The 20,164-nt window shown below is 47.0% G+C and carries 15 protein-coding genes and 2 pseudogenes; 4 read left to right on the top strand and 13 right to left on the bottom strand.

Going from position 1 to position 20,164, the window contains the following annotated elements:
- Positions 1-589 precede the first annotated feature (589 nt).
- The 4 genes and pseudogenes from P0X86_RS05970 to P0X86_RS05955 form a co-directional block, all read left to right on the top strand.
- Positions 590-3,271, top strand: coding sequence for a beta-glucosidase H (locus tag P0X86_RS05970; protein WP_277748083.1), 2,682 nt, complete (start codon positions 590-592; stop codon positions 3,269-3,271).
- Between the two features lie 80 nt (positions 3,272-3,351).
- Positions 3,352-4,566, top strand: a complete 1,215-nt coding sequence (locus tag P0X86_RS05965; RefSeq protein ID WP_277748082.1) for a glycoside hydrolase family 30 protein — start codon at positions 3,352-3,354, stop codon at positions 4,564-4,566.
- A gap of 49 nt (positions 4,567-4,615) precedes the next feature.
- Positions 4,616-5,733, top strand: a protein-coding gene (locus tag P0X86_RS05960) for an IS3 family transposase (RefSeq protein WP_277745861.1) whose coding sequence is annotated in 2 segments (ribosomal slippage) — positions 4,616-4,862 and positions 4,862-5,733 — 1,119 coding nt in all. Because the reading frame shifts where the segments join, the coding sequence is not laid out codon by codon here.
- Between the two features lie 17 nt (positions 5,734-5,750).
- Positions 5,751-6,149, top strand: a pseudogene (locus tag P0X86_RS05955) (glycoside hydrolase family 30 beta sandwich domain-containing protein); the annotation flags it as partial.
- 15 nt (positions 6,150-6,164) lie between these two features.
- Here P0X86_RS05955 and P0X86_RS05950 read toward each other — a convergent pair.
- From P0X86_RS05950 to P0X86_RS05895, 13 genes and pseudogenes are all read right to left on the bottom strand, one after another.
- A complete protein-coding gene (locus P0X86_RS05950; protein ID WP_277748081.1) occupies positions 6,165-6,332 on the bottom strand; it encodes a hypothetical protein in 168 nt (55 codons plus the stop codon).
- A gap of 549 nt (positions 6,333-6,881) precedes the next feature.
- On the bottom strand, positions 6,882-7,352 hold the full coding sequence (locus P0X86_RS05945; protein WP_277748080.1) for a hypothetical protein: 471 nt from the start codon (positions 7,350-7,352) through the stop codon (positions 6,882-6,884).
- Positions 7,353-7,745: 393 nt separating this feature from the next.
- Entirely contained in the window at positions 7,746-7,973 is a 228-nt protein-coding gene (locus tag P0X86_RS05940) for a contact-dependent growth inhibition system immunity protein (protein ID WP_277748079.1), read from the bottom strand.
- 53 nt (positions 7,974-8,026) lie between these two features.
- Positions 8,027-8,467 carry a hypothetical protein gene (locus P0X86_RS05935; RefSeq protein ID WP_277748078.1) on the bottom strand — a complete coding sequence of 147 codons (441 nt, stop codon included), beginning with the start codon at positions 8,465-8,467 and terminating at the stop codon, positions 8,027-8,029.
- Positions 8,468-8,480: 13 nt separating this feature from the next.
- Positions 8,481-9,551 carry a WXG100 family type VII secretion target gene (locus P0X86_RS05930; protein ID WP_277748077.1) on the bottom strand — a complete coding sequence of 357 codons (1,071 nt, stop codon included), beginning with the start codon at positions 9,549-9,551 and terminating at the stop codon, positions 8,481-8,483.
- Between the two features lie 328 nt (positions 9,552-9,879).
- Positions 9,880-11,958 (bottom strand): bacterio-opsin activator, encoded by a 2,079-nt coding sequence (locus tag P0X86_RS05925; protein WP_277748076.1) that lies wholly within the window; start codon positions 11,956-11,958, stop codon positions 9,880-9,882.
- Positions 11,959-12,134: 176 nt separating this feature from the next.
- On the bottom strand, positions 12,135-15,488 hold the full coding sequence (locus P0X86_RS05920) for an S-layer homology domain-containing protein (RefSeq protein ID WP_277748075.1): 3,354 nt from the start codon (positions 15,486-15,488) through the stop codon (positions 12,135-12,137).
- A gap of 645 nt (positions 15,489-16,133) precedes the next feature.
- Entirely contained in the window at positions 16,134-16,430 is a 297-nt protein-coding gene (locus P0X86_RS05915; RefSeq protein ID WP_277748074.1) for a hypothetical protein, read from the bottom strand.
- Between the two features lie 86 nt (positions 16,431-16,516).
- A pseudogene (locus P0X86_RS05910) lies at positions 16,517-17,055 on the bottom strand (RNA 2'-phosphotransferase).
- Positions 17,056-17,350: 295 nt separating this feature from the next.
- Positions 17,351-17,788 (bottom strand): hypothetical protein, encoded by a 438-nt coding sequence (locus P0X86_RS05905; protein WP_277748073.1) that lies wholly within the window; start codon positions 17,786-17,788, stop codon positions 17,351-17,353.
- Positions 17,789-17,808: 20 nt separating this feature from the next.
- Positions 17,809-17,913 carry a polymorphic toxin type 30 domain-containing protein gene (locus P0X86_RS33270; protein WP_353057779.1) on the bottom strand — a complete coding sequence of 35 codons (105 nt, stop codon included), beginning with the start codon at positions 17,911-17,913 and terminating at the stop codon, positions 17,809-17,811.
- A 318-nt stretch (positions 17,914-18,231) separates the two neighbouring features.
- Complete coding sequence (locus tag P0X86_RS05900; RefSeq protein WP_277748072.1) at positions 18,232-18,951, bottom strand: hypothetical protein; 720 nt, start codon at positions 18,949-18,951, stop codon at positions 18,232-18,234.
- 5 nt (positions 18,952-18,956) lie between these two features.
- Entirely contained in the window at positions 18,957-20,072 is a 1,116-nt protein-coding gene (locus tag P0X86_RS05895) for a WXG100 family type VII secretion target (protein WP_277748071.1), read from the bottom strand.
- Between the last annotated feature and the right edge of the window lie 92 nt (positions 20,073-20,164).

Here is a 20,164-nt window from a genome sequence, read left to right as displayed (position 1 = left end):
CCATTTTCTGAAATATATATATAATTTTCTGAAATAAATCAGACCTATTTTTCTAAGACAAGAGACCGACATCCACTTTGCCAGACTAAATCGGACGAGGTAAATTCAAGAGGAATGGGGCCTAATTATTAACGTTTTTGTAATCTTTAGACCCAAATTTATGACACTGCTGTCATTTATAAAGGATTAATATCCAGGAAATGGTCGGTGCACTTTTTCAAAAAGTACGATAGTCTAATTGCCGAGATGCTAACCAGTTCACCCAAGAGGGATGCCGCGGATCAATCGGATGGACTCCCGGTCTTGCTTGACCTCCTTATATCCTGCAACCTCCAATATAGGTTGACGGGGCACAATACCTTAGATCATCAGCATGTTACGGCCAACATAAACAGTGAAGGTGCTAGCTATTTTCCATTCTCCAACTTACCCCATCGGAAAATATTTAATTTAGGATGACAAGGCCGGGTAAGGAATCTCAACTTTGACGCCCCTCTGATTACTTGATATCAAGCGACCAAGAATGTGTCTGAGTACATAGCACGGCGTATGCAGGGGCAAACGCTAAATTAAGGAGGAATTTATACCATTGAAGCTAAAATCTCGATTTTTCTCTAAACTAGTTGCACTTACCGTTATTGGTGCCATCGCTGCCGCTCCGCTGCAGATTGCAAGCGCTGAATCGAATGACGGCGGATCGCGTCCGTGGATGGATACCTCTCAATCCGCTGAGAAACGCACGGAGCTTTTGCTTGACGCCATGACGCTTTCCGAGAAAATTGATTTTGTTACAGGCAACGTCAATAACTATTACGGGTTTTATAACGCCCCTATTGAACGGCTTGGCATCCCCGCGCTGACCATGGCAGACGGGCCAACCGGCGTGCGGGTCGCCAATCCGGATATTCAGGATAAAAAATCGACGGCTCTCCCTACTCCGATTGCGCTGGCCGCAACCTGGAACACGAAAACCGCTTCGGAGTACGGGGACCTGGTGGGCAATGAATCCTTCAACACCACCCATAACGTCCTGCTCGGCCCGGGATTCGATATTGCCCGTCTGCCTTGGGGTTCCCGGAATTTTGAATCCATGGGCGAAGATCCTTTGCTTCAGTCGAAGATGGGCGTTGCTTATGTCAATGCGGTTCAAAAATACCCGGTTATCGCGACAGCCAAGCATTTTCTGTTGAACAACCAGGAGACCGAGCGTTTCACGGTGAACTCGATCGCAAGTGAACGCGCAATGCAGGAAGTATACCTGCGTCCATTCGCCGCAGCCATCGAGAAAGCCAGCCTGGGTTCGGCCATGTGCTCCTTTAACGAGATCAACGGCACACCGGCCTGTGAAAATAAAGACGTTTTGACCACGATGCTCAGAGACCAGCTGAACTTTAATGGTTTCGTCATGAGTGACTACGGCGCCAACTTGAGCACGGCTCCTTCCGCCAACGCGGGCCTCGACTTGGAAACGCCCGGAGACCCTTACGGATTTTGGGGTTCTAAGCTCATGAACGCCGTTCAAAAGGGTGAAGTTAGTGAAGACGTCATTGATGAGAAGGTAAGTAACATTCTGTTCCAGATGTTCGACAAAGGGCTTTTTGATCACCCTGTGGTAAATAAGCAGATTCCGGCAGCTGAGCACGGCGCGAAAGCGCAGCAAATTGCCGAAGAAAGCATGGTGCTTCTGCAAAACAAAGACAAGGCTCTGCCGCTGAAAGCAAGCAGTCTGAAATCCATTGCTGTCATCGGTCCGGATGCGGACAACTACGCAACGGTTGGCGGCAGCTCGCTTGTGAAGCCGACTTATACGGTAAGCCCGCTGGAGGCCATCCGCAAACGTGCCGGAAAGGGCGTTGAAGTAAATTACGCGGCCGGTACCGATCCGATTTCCACAGCGGATATTATGAATGGGCCATCGGCCATTCCATCTTCGCTGCTGAGCCCCGTTGATGAGAACGGTAATGTGATTAAAGGCGAGCATGGACTTCGCGCGGAATATTTCAATAACACGAATCTTGAAGGCCAACCTTCCGTGGTACGCACGGATGGCCAAGTGAATATGAACCTTGGTTTTTATAATTATGACGGATTAAACGGACAGTCCTCCAAACTGACTCCCGTCCCTGGCGATTTGAACGGCAGAATGTCGGCACGCTGGACCGGCGCGATTGCGGCTCCGCAGGACGGCGAATACACCCTTTCGCTCTCGAGCTTCGGCTCCAGCAAGATGTATTTCGACGGCAAGCTTCTGATCGACAATAAAGGGGAGAAAGTGGCTACCGAGAAAGCGGCGGTGCAGCTGAAAGCCGGCGAAAGCCACAACGTGCGCATTGAATACCGCACGGATTGGACAGATGGCGACAGCGATTTTGGCGGACTGGTCCGCTTCGGCTGGGAAGCGCCGGAAGAGGTGACCGATTCGAAGATGCAGAAGGCGGTTGATCTTGCGGACAAATCCGACGTTGCCGTCGTGGTGACGCGCACCTATGAAAGCGAAGGCTACATTGACCGATCCGACCTGGATCTTCCGAATAACCAGGAACAATTGATCAAGAAGGTGGCTGCAGCCAACCCAAATACGATTGTGGTTCAAATGAGCGGCAGAGCCGTGCAGATGGACGGCTGGAAAGATGACGTTAAATCCATTGTGCAAGCCTGGTATGCCGGGCAGGAACAGGGCGACGCCATCGCCAGCGTGCTATTCGGCGACGTGAATCCATCCGGTAAACTGCCGGTGACTTTCCCTGTCGACGAGCATTCCACTCCAGTATCGGATGAAAAGCAGTTCCCAGGGGTAAACGGAGACGCGAATTACTCCGAAGACATTTACGTAGGATATAAGGGTCATGAGAAAGAAGGCATCCAACCGGCGTTTGCGTTTGGGCACGGTCTTTCTTACACGAACTTTGACTATAGAAACCTGAAGACGAAAGCCAAAGGCACCGGGCAGGACTCCACGATTGAAGTCTCGCTTAACCTCCGGAATACCGGAGCTGTAACCGGCGCCGAGGTTGTACAGGTCTATACCGGGAAACTCCCAACTAGCGTAGATACACCGTCCAAACAGCTCGCCGGCTTTGCCAAAATCGAGCTTAAACCAGGCAAACAGCAGCGCGTTACGGTTGAACTCGATCCTAAGGCCTTCTCTTATTGGGATGAAAATAAAAAGGCTTGGGTCATGCCTTCCGGAAAAGTGCCGATTTATGTGGGCAGTGCCTCCGACGACATTCGTCTTACAGGCAGCGTCACCGTTAAAGGCTCCGGCAAGTAAATCATACGACTCATTTTATATTTCAGCCTGGGGCGTTGTTGCCCCGGGACTTTTTGTTTAGGAGAAAGGAGGAACGAAAAATGGAAGACAAGAACAAAGCCGGCACCAAGCTCCATGCGGACAGAGCGATGAAACCGGAAAACGTACAGCGGCGCAAATGGATCCTGCTAAGCGCACTGCTGGTTCTCACCTTGCTGTTCTGCTCCTTGGCCGTCCCGTCGGGGACGGGAAGCGAAATTTCTGCCGAGGTATGGCTAACAACTGGGGACCGGACCAACCTTTTAACCAAAAAGGCGCCGGTCGTATTCACGGACCAAGATTCAAGCGAGGAAATGCTCACCGTCAAGGTGAGTCCGGAGGTCCGTTATCAAACCATGGACGGGTTTGGCGCAGCGATTACTGGCTCTTCGGCTTATCTGATCAACCATAAAATGACCGAAGCTCAGCGGAACTCCCTTCTGGGCGACTTGTTCACGGAAGACGGCATCCGCCTCAGCTTTGTCAGACATACGATCGGCGCTTCCGATTTTTCCGTGGACGATAACGGCCAACCGAGCAGCTATACGTATGATGATATCGAATCGGGAACGGATTACGGTCTGGAGCATTTCTCCATAGACAAGGATGCGGATGTGGTCTCCCTGCTGCAAAACATGCTGAAGAACAACCCTGCGGTCAAAATACTGGGAAGCCCCTGGACCGCCCCGCCGTGGATGAAATATGGGGAGAACACCTACAACGGCTGGTATCTGGATTATAGCAATCCCAAGGTTTATGCCGCCTATGCGGATTATTTCGTGAAATATATTCAAGCGTATGAGGCAAAGGGAATTCCGATTTATGGCTTGACGGTTCAAAACGAACCGGAGTTCACGTCCCCGGGCTATCCAAGCATGAGCATGGGAGCCGAGGAGCAGGCCAGGTTCATCCGGAATTATCTCGGCCCCGCCTTTATCCAGCAAGGGATCGAGACTAAAATTATCGCTTTCGACCACAATTGGAAGCTTGGCGAAGCGTACGCCGGGAAAGTGCTTGGAGACAGCGGGGCCGCTTCTTACATTGACGGGACTGCTTACCATTGTTATGAAGGTTCACCAGAGGCCATGTCGGCCGTTCAACGTGATTTTCCGGACAAAAACATCTATTTCACGGAATGCAGCGGCGGACAATGGAGCCCGGACTTTGGCGATAACTTGAGCTGGCAAATGAGCAATCTTATCATCGGTGCGCCGCGCAACGCTGCCAAAACCGTTCTGTTCTGGAACCTGGATCGGCTACACTGGGTTGGACAATAAAAATAAGGGCTAGTAGAATGAAGAGAATAATACTAGGAGCGGATCTACTATGCCAAAACAAAGACGTACATTTACAGCAGATTTTAAAAGACAAATGGTCCAATTATATGAAAATGGAAAGCCAAGGGCAGCGATTGCCAGAGAGTATGAACTTAGTCCGTCTGCCCTCGATCGCTGGATTAAGCAAGCGCAAACGTCAGGCTCGTTTTCTGAAAAAGATAACCGAACTGCTGAAGAGAATGAACTCATCGCTCTTCGTAAGCGAGTTCAGCGGCTTGAAATGGAGAATGACATTTTAAAGCAGGCCGCGCTGATCATGGGACGAAAGTAAAGATCATTAAGCAAAACAGTGATAAATACTCGGTATCAGCATTGTGCGAAGTCCTGCAAATCTCCAGAAGTACCTTCTACTATGAAACGAGAGCAAAAGACAACGATGACGAAATAACGACGGCTATCGTAGAGATCTTTCATGCCAACCGAAAAGCGTATGGAACGCGCAAATTGAAGGTCAAACTTCAGGAACAAGGCTACACGGTTTCAAGACGCCGAATCGGACGGATTATGAAAGAGCAGGGTTTGGTGTCGACGTACACCATAGCGCAATATAAGCCGCACAAGACTGCTTGTAACGAAGCTACAACAGCGAATGAATTAAAACGTGAGTTTGATCAAACTGAATCTAAACGATTTGTAGTCAGCGATCTCACTTATGTCAAAGTCCAGCATAAGTGGCATTACATTTGCGTGCTGATTGATTTATTTAACCGAGAAATCATTGGTCACAGTGCAGGTCCACACAAGGACGCTGCTCTGATTTCCCGTGCCTTTGCCACAGTAGAAGGCGATTTAAGCGACATTCAGTGGTTTCATACGGATCGCGGAAGCGAGTTTAGGAATCAAACCATGGACGATCTATTAGAGACGTTCAAGATTGGTCGCTCCCTGAGTATGAAAGGCTGCCCCTATGACAACGCCGTTGCTGAAGCTACTTACAAAGTGATGAAAACAGAATTCATCAACCAGATGAATTTCCAGAGTCTTCATCATCTAAAACTAGAATTATATGATTATGTGAACTGGTTTAATAAGCATCGCGTTCATGGCACATTAGGCTACATGACGCCAGTTCAGTACAAAGCAGAGGCCCTTAAAAAAGTTGTCTGATTTACTGTTGACAGTCCAACCTGGCCCTTGACCCGGATGGGGGCCCGACCAACGGGGGCTGCGAGGACTGTCGCGGTGTGGTTACGGTGGATCCAGCAACAGGAGACGTGGAGAAAAACGTGGAGTATTATGCCCTCGGGCATGCCAGCAAATTTGTAGATCCCGGAGCTGTCCGGATCGCATCTACCCGTTACGAGGGGAAATTGGAACCCGTGGCTTATGAGAATCCCGACGGTTCTCTCGTTCTGATCGCCGCCAATCCGGGAACCGCGGAGCTGACCTTTAACGCGGAATGGAACGGGAGATCTTTTTCCTACAGCCTGCCTCCCCAAAGCGCTGTCACTTTTAAATGGCTGCCGGATTCCGGCAGCCGCTCCCAGTTGGGGAACATTATAATTTTACAATTCAGCAAATGATGCTGACCATCTATACTAACCAGATCCTACATGAAGAATTTCAGAGGTTTTCCCCTCCTCCAAATACTCCTCGTGTTGAATGAAGTGACACCATAACTTTTTTTCTATTGCAGTGAAGCTTATATAAGTAAGTCGTTCATAACCATCTACGATTATTTTTTCAATTGTACCTACAAGTTTCATAAGCCATTACTCCTTATTACAATTTTCCACAGCGGCCCGAACCCTCAAGGGCTTCGATGATCTTATCCCTTATCCCGGATAGCAAGACCGCTTCATTGAGCGTGAAAAAAGCCCATTCCTAAGTTGGAATAAGCGTTCATCATGTTGATCTTCTTACTGTTGTTCTACTACATAGACTTTACTTACTGTATTATCCTCGTTAAAAACGTAAATTCTATCACAATTAGTACATCTCCATACTTCTCTCTTAGGATCAGGTATTAATAGCGGGTCTATAGAATCTCCCATGTTTATAATCTCGTCCCATTCCCTATCTGTATAGACATGCAATTGAACATCGTTCGGAGCCTCAACCGTGGATAAGTGCTCCCCACACTTACATTGTAATCGAGCCATATTTTGATTCCTCCTAATTCGTTACCTTTCCATTGTTAATCCATATTTCAACTTTCCCTGGAATCTGCTTATCGGCGTAAGTCCCCTTAGCACGTTCAAGTACTTTTGCTCTAGATTTCCTTCAAAATTATCTTATTTATGTTCATTAATATATTATTGACACTCAATATTCTCCAAACCCTTAACTTCTTTCAATTTTTGCTCAATCCCATTCATAGCAATTTCTGCTTCCTCTAGAGCAATAACTCCCTTTCTCCTTTTATATTTATAGATTTCATAAGCCCAAACTAATATAATTTTTACAAATTCAATTGTTTCTAGTTTACAGATCGGTTCAACCTCATCTTCATGTTCGTCGTAAAATGGATCCTCAATTATGGTCCAATCCCTATAAGATATAACGCTTGAAGCATTTCCTCCATGTCTATATTCAGGTATCTTCCCCTTCAATAAATCAATATAGTGATCAATATCATTTTTTAATTCCTTAAATCTCCAAGGTATATCAGATCCTAAAGGATCACTTATCATATTGGCATACTCCAATGATTTTTCTTCATCAAAATCCATTACAACGATATTGAATTCGTCCATATATTTCAATTTATACTTGTACTTAATCATAAACAGGCATCCTCCATCTTTGCATCAGACAACCGAAGAGTCGTAGATACACACCAGAATCTGAAAGAATTCAACACCTTCAATTAGGTGTAATACAACAATGAAAAACAAGGGCTGTCCCAATCCCTTATAACTTACAAAAAAAGCTTATTCCTAACTCATCGTCAAGTTGGAATAAGCTTTTGAAACTTTCACGTATTTCTCAAGTTATATTACAGATTAATCTTATTCAAAAAATTGGTTAACAACTCATTGAACTCGATCTGATCCTCTACACTACTCCAATCTAAATTAGAAAGATTATTATTGATCTTCTGTAGAAGAAGTTTAAGCTGGGACAAATCTTTAAATTCATCTAAATCGACAGCACTAAGTAACCACAGCAATTGACCATCATAAAATACGCCAGCAATCGGATCCTCCGATAAGATTTCCATCGCTTTTTTTTATGCCAAGGTCAATAAATACATTCTGAGTTAACATCCTCGATACATCTTCCAAATCAATCTCGTCCGCTGTTTTATTAATTAGTCTAGCATACCATGTATCCAATGCATACTCGGGTTCAGCATTCTGATTGTTTTGATTCAATGAATAAATCTCTTTAATGGTTTGACTCATTTATTTCAATCCTGTCAATTTTTTTAGTGTGCTTGGATTGTTGATTACTCACTCTAAGTTGCATAATAGTCAACTTTTAAATTCCCTTTTAATCTTAGACTTGCCCCTGTTTCTACATTAACTTTTTCTTCAAACTCCACGACTATGTTTCTACCCAACCCTTCAATATCACAAATCAATGTGTAATCATCTTCTTTCTCAATAACAGTAGCTGAAACTATACTATGGGAGGATTCACTTATAGGTTGTAGCACATCTTCAATAATTCCCGATTCCTTAGTAATAACTGAATAATCATTAACTAAGTCAATTCCAACAATAAAAGTTAGATTTTGTCCTACACGAAGAATTTCAGAGGTATTCCCCTCCTCTAAATACTCCTCGTGTTGAATGAAGTGACACCATAACTTTTTTTCTATCGCAGTGAAGCTTATATAAATAAGTCGTTCATAACCATCTACGATTATTTTTTCAATTGTACCTGCAAGTTTCATAAGCCATTACTCCTTATTGCAATTTTCCGAATGATTTTAGATCACTTGGCATCATTGACTGGATTTTCCCGTCTCTAACGATGACTACTACACCCTTTTTCGGATTTTCTGCTCCATCTAAGTAGTATATTTGTTTCCCATTTACCTCTCTTAAATGTCCCTTATCTATTACTCTTTCTACCTGGGTAGTAAAGTTCTCAAAACCTTTAGTCGAGTACTCAAATTGTCCTTCATCCACTCCAAGTCTTTTGGCAAGCGAAGGTATTCGATCCGGGTACTTTTCCCAATAGTCAGCAAAATGTTTTAGGCCTTGATTTGTTCCGTCCTCAAGAACACCCCATTTTTCACTATACGGACTATTCAACATATCTTGTTTAAGTTTACTCTTACCCTCAACAACCTTCCCCCCATCCCCACCCGAATCATGCTTCAGGTGCGGGTGAGTCTTCACGCCGATTCGGCGTGTCGCCAGGCCGGCCAGGATCATGGCAGCCTGCTGCCCCATATAATTGGACGCGCCGCCCGAATCCTCGATGTCTGCGGCGAATTTTTCCCGGGTATCGGCATCAAAAATCATTTTTCCTCCCCAGACCGCCGTGTCGATGATCTCTTCCGCCGTCCCGATAGTTGCATTATAGGCCATGTCCTTGGCAGTGCCAAGCGGGTCTTCTACCAAGGATGTAGCCGTATCCTTTACCGAATTTGCTACGGATTTCGCCCCGGTCTGCAGCCCCTGCCAGAAGTCCCCCGCATGGTCCCAGAACGTTTTGGGTTCGTTCGCAGCGCTCGCTGCAGCTGCCGCGATTATGAGATCTTCGTGCATATCGGCTGAGATGAACCGGAAAGCAATGGTCTTCAATTCCTGGCCGATGATCCGTAGATGCTCAATCGTTTTATTCATTTCGCCGTAGGCACGCTGAAAATCTTCGAAAAACCGCGAACGGGTAGTTCCTTCCCACGAAGACATCATATACGTAATCTGCTGGTCCAGCCGATTCTTGGTCGTCTCCAGTTCTTCCGCTGCCCTGGCGGCTTCCTCCGATACCCGAATCAGTACCTCGGGCGGGACAAGTATTTTAGGCATTTGCATCCTCTCCAACGTTTCATTGGACCTTATTGTATCCATCTTCTAGGATATGGAAAAGGTTCCAGAGTCCTTCATATCAAAGGCATTGGAGTATGCAAGTTGGATGAAGCGAAGCCTTCATGCTCCTATATGGTTCAGAAGCCCCACAGCGCTCTGTTTCTAGTATCATGGTAATTTCCGTTTTAGCAGCAGCGTAAGCATCTCTAAAAATGGATCACCAAAAACGCACCTCCTAAAGAGATGCGTATTTCGCTTGTCCTATGCTGCAACCCGTGTAAATGAACTATGGGATCCTACAGCTTAACTACGCCTTTACTATGCGTGCTCAGAATCCGGACCTCATCAAATCGCTTAGCACAAAAGCCAGATGTTTTTCGGCCAAACGCATATGACGGTAAAAGGTGGCTCTGCTCATATGAAAGGATGCTGCGAGCTGGCTTTTGTTCCGCTCCTTGCGCAGATAACTTGCGATGAGAATTTCCTTCTCCAATAGCGTCAAGGGTTCCATCGGACGTTCGTCGGCCAGAATCCCTTGAATGATGTCCCTCACCTGCATCCCGTCCCAACCCAATCGTCGAACGACAGAGAGTTCCTCCAGCTTGTCCGGATCGAACAGCCGTTCCAGCATTTGCTTCATTACGCTTCTATCAATGGCCCGGGGATACTCATCCTCCCGTTGATGTGCCGGTTGTCCTGCTGCTGTCTCCGTTTGCCGGATGATCCGCTGAATCCACTGATCAAAGCTCGTTTGCCTAAAATCCAGCTCCCATGTCGTCAATTCGATGCCCGCAAATCCCGTCGCTTTCCCGCACGCTTTGAATCCCAGGATCGACAATAAAGAATTCAACTGCGGATCCCCCGCCGCCAAAATCCCCCGCAGACCGCCGGTCATACGAACCAGCCATTGCTGCATCAGCAAAGCTCCCAGCTCTTCGGGACGATACAGGGAATGTTCGTAATTTACCGCAGATAACAGCACAAATATCGTATCGGCCGCCTCCGGAGGAAGCCGATGCAGCGAGGAAGCCTCCTCTCCCAGCATTCCCCTGCACCCAGGCGCATATCGTTCCAACAATGGCATACTTAAGGCATGCAGCCATACGCCTGCGCAGAACGCCAACGGCGTCCCTTTTTCGTCCCGCACGATAAAGATTCCTTCGGAAAAATGAGCTGCAATCTCCTCCAGCAAAACCGGGTAATCGGCAGAGTCGACCAGCTCGGACTGCCAGTCGGAACCCCGAATAGACGCCTGCAAAAAACGCTGCAAATACGGCATATCCTCCTGCCGGAACGGCTTCTGTTCGCCGGGTTTCAGGCTTGACGAGAAATTGGCATATGCATGGGCCGAGGGCAAAAATTCGCGGTACAGCTCCAAGATGTGGGCGCTCAGGCGCATCTGCATCCGTTGATCGACCGAATGGAATCGTTCCGCCAGCAGGACGAACGCCTGATGGCGAACCGCTTCGAATTGTGCGGGGTTTCTGCGCGCAAAGTCATCCCGTAACATCCGAGCAACGACCTGGTGCAGCGTTATCCCATCCACCGTATTCCGTACGAACGAAAGTGCCCTCAGATGGTAATAGTCCGCCCCTTCCAAGGGTGTATCCAACATCCGGTTCAGCATGTTCTCGTCGGCTGCAGGCAGAAGCGACAAAACCGTCAGCGCGCGGTACACGCCAGGAGAAGCCGCTTCCCGCAAAAATTCGGCGCTCAATACAGCCGGAACCTCTTGCCATACATCCCACTGCACCACAGACTCGGATAGCAGCATATCCACGGTCAAGGCAAGCGACAACGGATGGCCTTCCGTCTTCTCGGCAATAGCCCTTTGCCATTCCGCAGACAATCCGCTGCCGTCTAAATAATCGTAGACCTCTTCTCGCGTAAACAGCCGCAAAGGGAACCTTTGGATTTGGGACTTCCATTCCGGATTCGTCTGCCACTTGAGCGGCAGTCCATTGCGCGAGGCACATACGATCAACACGCGGGCGGACTTCAACTCAGGAAGAAATCGGGAGAACAGCCACCCTTCCAGCTTTTCGGTCTCCTCGCCATTGTCTATGAACAACACGGTACGCTGCAGCTGAAGCTCGTTAACGATGTATGGCAGCAGCGCGGATTCCGGAGCCCTGGTTTTGCCGTATTCGGTTGCAAGACTCATCTCCAGACTCGCCAAAAAAGCGCCCGACGTCGTTAAGCCTCCTTGCCCGTCCAGCCAAAGGGAACGCACGGAGGACTGCCTTGCCGTGCGGGCCATTTGCAGCAGCAGCGTTGTTTTGCCAATGCCGCCAATTCCTGATATTGAAAAAATGGATGTCAGCGCCCGGGGATCCGCCAGCCAATCCGTGAAACTCATCATTTCCCGATCCAAACCGATGATGCGATGTTTTGCAATCTTCTCCATTCGTTACATCTCACTCCATCCGCTCTTCGCCCGTTGAATCTTACAACTAGTAAACCTGCTATTTTTTTTATACTATACTACGTTTCGAGTCTACGAATAGGCTCCATTACGGAATAAACGCAAAAAAAACGCGCACATTCTCGGTTGGAATGTGCGCGCCAGCTATTCAGCTGCAGTCAGTTCATGAAATTCAAGTAGAGCAGCATTCGGTTTAAGAGAACGGTGCTTTGGGCGCGCGTGGCAAACGCTTGAGGAGCGAACGCAGCCTTCCCGACCCCTTCGATCATGCCCGCGGCCAGCAGGTCGGCAGCCGATTCCTTGGCCCACTCGGATACCTGGGCATGGTCCGGGAAGCGTTCCAACGCAGATGTGTCCTGTCGCGGAAGCTCGCCGGCATATCGGACGGCTCTGCCCAGCATCACCGCCATCTGCTCTCTCGTGATCCTAGCGTCCGGCCGGAACGAACCGTCAGCGTAGCCTTCAATCAAACCAGCCGCGGATGCGGCCCCTATCGCACCGTCATGCCAAACTTCGTTCGGCCCCACGTCCGAATAGGAAGAAAGCTGCGGCTTCTCGGCTAGTCCGAGCGCACGCACGACCATCGCGACGAACTCGGCGCGGGTCACCGTACGGTTAGGATCAAACGTGCCGTCAGCCGAGCCGTTCACGATCAGCTTGTTCGCCATCCGCTCGATGTCGCTTTGCGCCCAATGTCCCTGGATATCCCCGAAGGTTCGGTTGGAGCGAACCGCGGTGAACACGCCGTTATATGCGCCATAAAAAGTCGCTGTCTCTCCTTCAAAAATGGAAGGGACGAAGCGCGGCTTCCCTGCGCCATCCACCCGCACGACGGTGGAATGGTCGGATTCTGCCGCACCGTTCATTGAGAATGTGCGCTCCAAATACGTGCCTTCTCCTTCGATTTTTACATTGCCGTCGCTGTATAACTCAAAGCTCGTCGGCCTTGCCAGCATGTCATAGCCTTGACGGGTCAATTCCTCATCCAGCTCACGGCTTGCAGAATCCGTCATTCTGGCGATGACAACCGTTACGGTCGTTCGGTTCGGGAGGCCACTTAGCACGTGCAGCGGAACGCTGTAGCTTGCCCCGTTCACCCCAATCCGAATGGCTGCATTCGGTTTGGCCGCAAGGAGAACCTGCAGCGCTTCAGCCGGAAAATCGACCTTCACCACCGGATCCTCATTATCGATGTCGATAACGATATCCTCCCCGCCAGCGGCCCATGACCGAACCAGATCGGAGTCCGGTATCAGTCTCAGAACGGTGCGCCCGTCATGATCCTGCTCTTTTTTGGCGGTGACCCGAACTTGTTTGCCGTTGATCGTTACGATCATTCTTGGATCCGGCGCAGGAGAAGGAGCAGGAACTGGAACCCAGCTATAGGATGGGAGTTCCGGTTCTGGGGTATAGGCAGCTCTCATATCGATGCGTCCTACGTCGACCGTCTCCCCAGCTAAGACATTTACGGTTGTCGCATAATCGTTATACGTCGCTGCCGTCACCGTGAGTTCATGACGGCCTGCCGCTACGTTGTTCAGCGCAAATCTCCCCTCGGCGTCGGTCATATCCTTCATTCCGCCCACCGATACCGCCGCACCGGCCAGCGGTGTATTCCCTGTACCGTAGACTGCGCCGGTCACCGTCCCCGTATCCGTTGGAGCCGAATGTACCGTCACTGCTGCGGTGGCCGTGAACCCGCCGTCGACGGTAGTCACCGTAACGACCGCCGTACCTTCAGCGACCGGCGTCACCTCGCCGCTCTGGTCCACCTGGGCGACGCTTGAATCGCTGGAACTCCAGGATACCGCCTGATTCGTCGCATTCGCCGGCATAAGGACGGCTGTCAGCTTCTGTGAAGCACCTCCTGCCGTAAGGGTCAAAGCCGTCTGATCCAGACTCACCCCCGTAACGGGGATGGTGTTACGAATATGGCTCGCTTCCACTTGGATAACGCTCCATGCCTGGATGCGCTGCTGTGCATCCAGTTCAAACACCTGGAGATATTGACCTGGGATTGGATCCACAATGTCCGTACCTAACGAATACAAGGCTGCTTCGCCAGGCAGAGCATCTCCCAATAGGGGACGCTCACTGGCATCTGGCCCGAGCAAATAAGCAAACGTATGCCCCGGATTCCCCGGAACCGCCGTCACGCTCGTCGAACCGTTCGCGCTACCTGGACGAATAGCAAGCCCGTCGATGACCGGTGCCGGTTCATCCACATACAGAGTCAAAACTGCGCTAACGGTGTTCTGGCCCGCATCGGTCGCAGAAACTGTAACCGGGAACGTACCGCTCACCGTAGGTCTGCCTTTGAGCATGCCGTGATCCGTCAACGCCAGGCCGTCAGGAAGTCCGGAGGCGTTCCAAGTCAAGCCCCCCCTTGCGCCGTCGAAAGCTTCAAGGACCAAGGAATAAGGAGCGTCCTTGTCCGCCCGCGGCAGATCGGTTGTCAAAATGTCCGGACGAAAATAAGGATATCCTCCATTAATACCGGCATTGACGGCCCAGATATCGGTGAAATCCCAGCCTTGGTAATTGAATGCTTCCCTCATTTCGTTGGTCGTAAGGCCCGTAATGTGAATCGAGCCGCCGGTACCACTACCATCTCCTACGCCGCTGGTTTGCATGGTAGCAACGGAATCGAAATACGAGGCATGGATCGAAGGATTCGTCGCGTCGAAAATGAAGCCGACAAAGCCGCCCATCCTGCCATATCTGAATCTTCCGGATTGGGTGACAGCTGTCGACGAGTAACTATTGGCAATAGCCCCATATACTAGGTGCGCCACCAATCCGCCTCCAAAGAAAAAGTCATCATCTCCCCAGTTGGTAACCGATCCCGTGGCATATGAGTCACTGATGGAGCCTGCACCTTGGGAACCGACAAGCCCTCCGGCATATTGGTTGGAGGCATCACCGCTCTTGACGGCAGCGGATGAAGATGAGCGAAGAATGGTCGAATCACCGTATGCCACACCGACCAACCCGCCTGCTACACTCACGCCTGTATAACCGGTATTGCCGCTCGTAACAGTGCCCTGAGAATGCGAGTTGATGATGATGCCGCCGACCAGATGGCTGGTCAATCCCCCGGCATAGCTGCCGCCGTGAACTTGAACCGTGACACCCAGATAACGAATCGTACCCGACACGTGGCCGAAGAATCCGACATCCTGCAGTGCGCCGCCCTCGATCTTAAGACCTTCAATCCGGTATCCCCCACCGTCGAATATTCCACTGAAGGCTGCCGCTTCATTGCCCATCGGGACCCAATCGTATCCGGTCATATCGATGTCGCTGGTTAATCGGATATTCCGATCCAGGTAGGACGCTTGATTCCGATTGATATAGGCCAGTTCTTCGGCCGTACCTACGAGAACCCAACCGGACTCTTCAGCCGGAACAGAGTCGTAACCAGCCCGGACCACGGGCTGAGCGGAAGCCAAGGGAGCAAGCACCATCGAAAAGATGAGCATTACAGCCAGAAGGATGGACATTTTTTTCATAAACAGGTTTCTCCTTTGCATCAGTACAGTCATCGATGAGTCATAGAAACACGACGTGATCTGATAAATTTCAACCTCTTTAATTAAGTGTAATATAACAATGGAACAGAGACTGTCTCAATTTTGTTTCAAGTTCATAGAGAAACTGTCATAACGAAAAACCGAGCGAATACAGGGAACGGCCCTGCGTTTTCGTTCGGTTATTTTTGCTTGCTTACGGAATTCATCAAATAATATACCGTGTTTAAATCGGAAATCATCCTAGAGGCTGCTTAACTTCTCTGGATTCCCGACGGTATAGATCTCCTGTATGGTGTGAGCCGGTTTTCACTCCATCCTTGCACAGGTCGAATTACCCTAAAACAAAAGCTTTTGTCGGACTCCTGCATGAAAAAAACGAGCCTTTAAAAGGCTCGTTAAATCATCCATTATCAGATTTATCTTTGTATTCTTTTAGATGATATCTTATTATGAATATTCCAAGAACTAATGCTAATATAGGGACTAATGTAAGCCAGTAATGTCTAGTATTCGCAACAAGAATTATCCCTAAAATACAAAGCACCAAATAAACAACGTCCGATATAAGCCGTCTTCTCAAATATGTAGTTCTGGATGAGTTTTTCATGACGAAGACCCTCTCTTTTAACCTAGAATAATTACATTATAAATGGCATCATCTATCATTTGATCATACGTACGACCATCTCCACCATCATGCACTTGTTTTGGCACTCCGTTTACTTTCGCCTCTAAAATATATTGTTCACTTCTTAATCCGAGTTTGCCTTGTGAAAACACTTCGATTTGCGTCAAGTACTTAGTAGCATCAAGAATTCCATACCATGCTGTATCGATAACAGATCCTGTTATTGTAATTGCAAATGCTTTTAATAGGGTGGTCAGTCCACCTTTTGTCCAAATAATATCGATAACTGACAAAATAGTGGAAACTGCTGTACCCGCAGAGAATTGTACATCAATGTAGGTGGTGTCGGATACTGTAGTTTTTTGATTTGTTACTACTATTATTCTTCTGAAATAAACCTCGAAGGAACACTGTCAGCTAACCATACAGCATCATTGCCTTGATAAAAGTTACATCCTTCATTTGAAGCCTGCTCAGCTCGAACTACTAGCAGGACGGGACTAGGATCTTTACGCTTTCCGACCAAATATGCTGTTTCTCTATCAACGGATAGATGAACATACTGTCTACCCATTGGTCGAAGTCCCTCGTGCAAAATTTGTTCGACTAAGTGTCTAGCTGTCCCATGATAAAGTAATGTTGGCGGAGTTCCAATTACTTTCAATATTTTTTTGGGTGCAGAGTGACCATACAAGGCTCGTATTTTTCCATTCAAAATTTCATGCCGTGCTTTATCTGATTTATCAATCATTTCAACTAAATCATTTTCGGTTATAGTTCCCATTGTTTATCACGACGCAGCGCAATTAGAATCTGTTCAATGCTTACCCATCCTTCATCATCTAATTCTAATTCATACTCCCATGGTGCATGTCTTAAGGCATATGATACTTCTTTACTTAATTTTGTAATATCCACTACTCACACTCCATACTTATTAAATCTTCGCTGAAAGCCTTTAATCAATAATCAGTAGTTTTAGTTAGTTGTAATGTATGATCTTGAAAAATAAAAAATTATAAACTTAGCTCACGCACTTTATTTTTTAATAATTGAATATTCTCGCTACTTAATAGTTGAGGATTTGGAAGTTTATCAAGCGTATCCATTTTTCTATCCCCAAACTCCATTTTAAACATCAAAAAACATTTGTTACTGTTGGATTAATGGTCACAATAGATTTCCTTGCTAAGAAGCAAATATATAAGTTACTTTAATTTTGCCTTTTAGACCAGTAACCTTCGATTTCATTGATCGCATTTATTGCATCTGCTCTGACGCTGCTGTTTCTGTGTGCTAAATACTTGGTTAGATAGGGTAAATACTCCTCTTTAAAAGTAAAGCTTAGTATCGTCAAAGCGGAATGGAGACACTCCTCAGGCAGACGTTCAAGATTGTCAGCTAAAATATCGAAATTTATCCCCTCAATGTTTTTATAAGTTGCTGCGGATAGTACTGTACTAAATATTTCTTCCTTCATATCTAAATTCTCTTCTTTAATACCGAAATGGAGTAATACTGTAACAATATCATTGAAATTATCAATCGAATTGTTATAGGATTCGAAAATATCACAAAGGTGGCTTAATATCTCTGTTTTTTCCTCGGTATTCGATCCAGAGAGTGTTGCCTTTAGTTCTTCTATATTCAATTATTTCACCTCATTCAATATTATGGAGTAAAAGGAATATGCGTATCATTAGCAATTGACTCATCATAATGAGGACTGTTTTCTCTTAGGACATTCTCTTTATGAAAGTTCCCTTCAGAATCCATTGTCCATTTCCATTTTGGGTTAACTTGCTTAACTTCTACTCTACTCAGGTATGGAGCAGGAAGCGGTCAAAATTTTTTTGAAATTCCCCCCACATGGATCAAACAAGATAAAATACACTTCTATAGATTGCACGTGCAAAAAGACTTATGCCTAACCATTTTGCGGCGCAAGAAAAGCGAAAATAAAAAAACAGGTCACATCATTAACCTGTTTTATGTAAGTCTATTGCGTAAATTTTGATAGTGATGAAGTAAAGCGGTTCATTCAGTACTGGACAGCCAACCAAACTTTACCAAGGGGTAATCGTTTTTTCAAGCTCACATATAGTCTACTACATTTATTATAGTGTCTCTTAGTGCAATATAATTCGGTTCATCATAAGGCAATGCTTGTTCGTAAATTTCCATAAAAGCATTTTTCAATTCCGATTCCTCAGCCAAATCATCGTCCATTTTCTCAAGCAATTCAAAAAAATTGCAAAGTTTTATACATAAGTCTGCGTTAACAGCTTCATTTTCAACTACTTGGTGCATGCCATCTGGTAGTAGATGTTTACTAGCATTATATATTACAATCCCCATCATCTCATTATTCTGTAGAACAACCGAAAAGTCTGAGGTCAATTTTATTTCAATGGATTGGCTTGTTCCGTTCCATTTATCTGAATATGACAGTAATATATCATCTTCAAAATAGTACTCGGCAAAATCCGATAACTTACAATTAAAATTCCTCTTCTCACTTATTTTGATGTTCCCAACCTTCTCTTCAACCAAGTTTATATCCATTCCACCTTTTTTTACTGCTATCGGCTCATTTAACTTTATTACTGCTCCTATAAAATCCAAGTCGTCCTCATTAAATAATATAGTATCCGCATCAGACCACAACCAATTAAAACTTCCATAGCTTGTATTTTTTAGTTCTTCAATTTCATTGTAATTCTTCTCCTTACCAATCCATACAATTTGACTCGACAGGTACCATCTAACCTCTGTATTACTTAAAGACTGTTTAACATCAATATTAATTTTCATATTTTTCATGGTAATATTTGAGTAGCAGGGGGCAAAGCCCCTCCACCAGGAGTTGGAATGGTTCCATTTACAATTGCCTCATTTGTGACGGGCATTCCTGGTTCTGTGGCTTTACCACCAAAAATTGCAGCACCACTTTCTCCTCTTGCTCCATCCGGTCCATAACTGGTAATTGTATTTCCTTTGGAACTCCCTTTGCTTTCTACTATTACCACATTTCCTCCCTTCCTATAGATATAGTTCTGTGAATTATTACCTGCTACATAAACCGCATCAGGATTAGATAGTATTTCTAACTCCTTTTCTTTTCCGAGTCGGCCATGATAGTTACTTGCGTATTTAATTTTTCCTTCTTTGGCTTTCTTGCTAATATCATTTGCTGATTTTGCAAGTTTTTCAAAACCTTTTGGTATACCGCCATTCCCCGACCTCTCAACCTTCCCCCCATCCCCACCCGAATCATGCTTCAAGTGCGGGTGAGTCTTCACGCCGATTCGGCGTGTGGCCAAGCCGGCCATGATCATGGCCGCCTGCTGCCCCATATAATTGGACGCGCCGCCCGAATCCTCGATGTCTGCGGCAAATTTTTCCCGGGTATCGGCATCAAAAATCATTTTGCCTCCCCAGGCCGCCGTGTCGATGATCTCTTCCGCCGTCCCGATAGTTGCATTATAGGCCATGTCCTTGGCAGTGCCAAGCGGGTCTTCTACCAAGGATGTAGCCGTATCCTTTACCGAATTTGCTACGGATTTCGCCCCGGTCTGCAGCCCCTGCCAGAAGTCCCCCGCATGGTCCCAGAACGTTTTGGGCTCGTTCGCAGCACTCGCTGCCGATGCCGCAATCATGATATCTTCACGCATATCGGCTGAGATGAACCGGAATGCAATACCCTTCAATTCCTGGCCGATGATCCGAAGATGTTCAATCGTTTTATTCATTTCGCCGTGGGCACGCTGAAAATCTTCGAAAAACCGCGAACGGGTCGTTCCTTCCCACGATGACATCATATATGTAATCTGCTGGTCCAGCCGACTCTTGGTCGTTTCCAGTTCTTCCGCAGCCCTAGCGGCTTCCTCCGACACCCGAATCAATACCTCGGGCGGGACAAGTATTCTAGGCATTCGCATCCTCTCCAACGTTTCATTGGACCTTATTGTATCTATCTTCTAGGATATGGAAAAGGTTCCAGAGTCCTTCATATTGAAGGCATTGG

This window comes from Paenibacillus sp. BR1-192, assembly GCF_029542445.1.
Classification (GTDB): Bacteria; Bacillota; Bacilli; order Paenibacillales; family Paenibacillaceae; genus Paenibacillus_AQ; species Paenibacillus_AQ lautus_A.
This window is presented reverse-complemented; position numbering and strand designations above follow the sequence as displayed.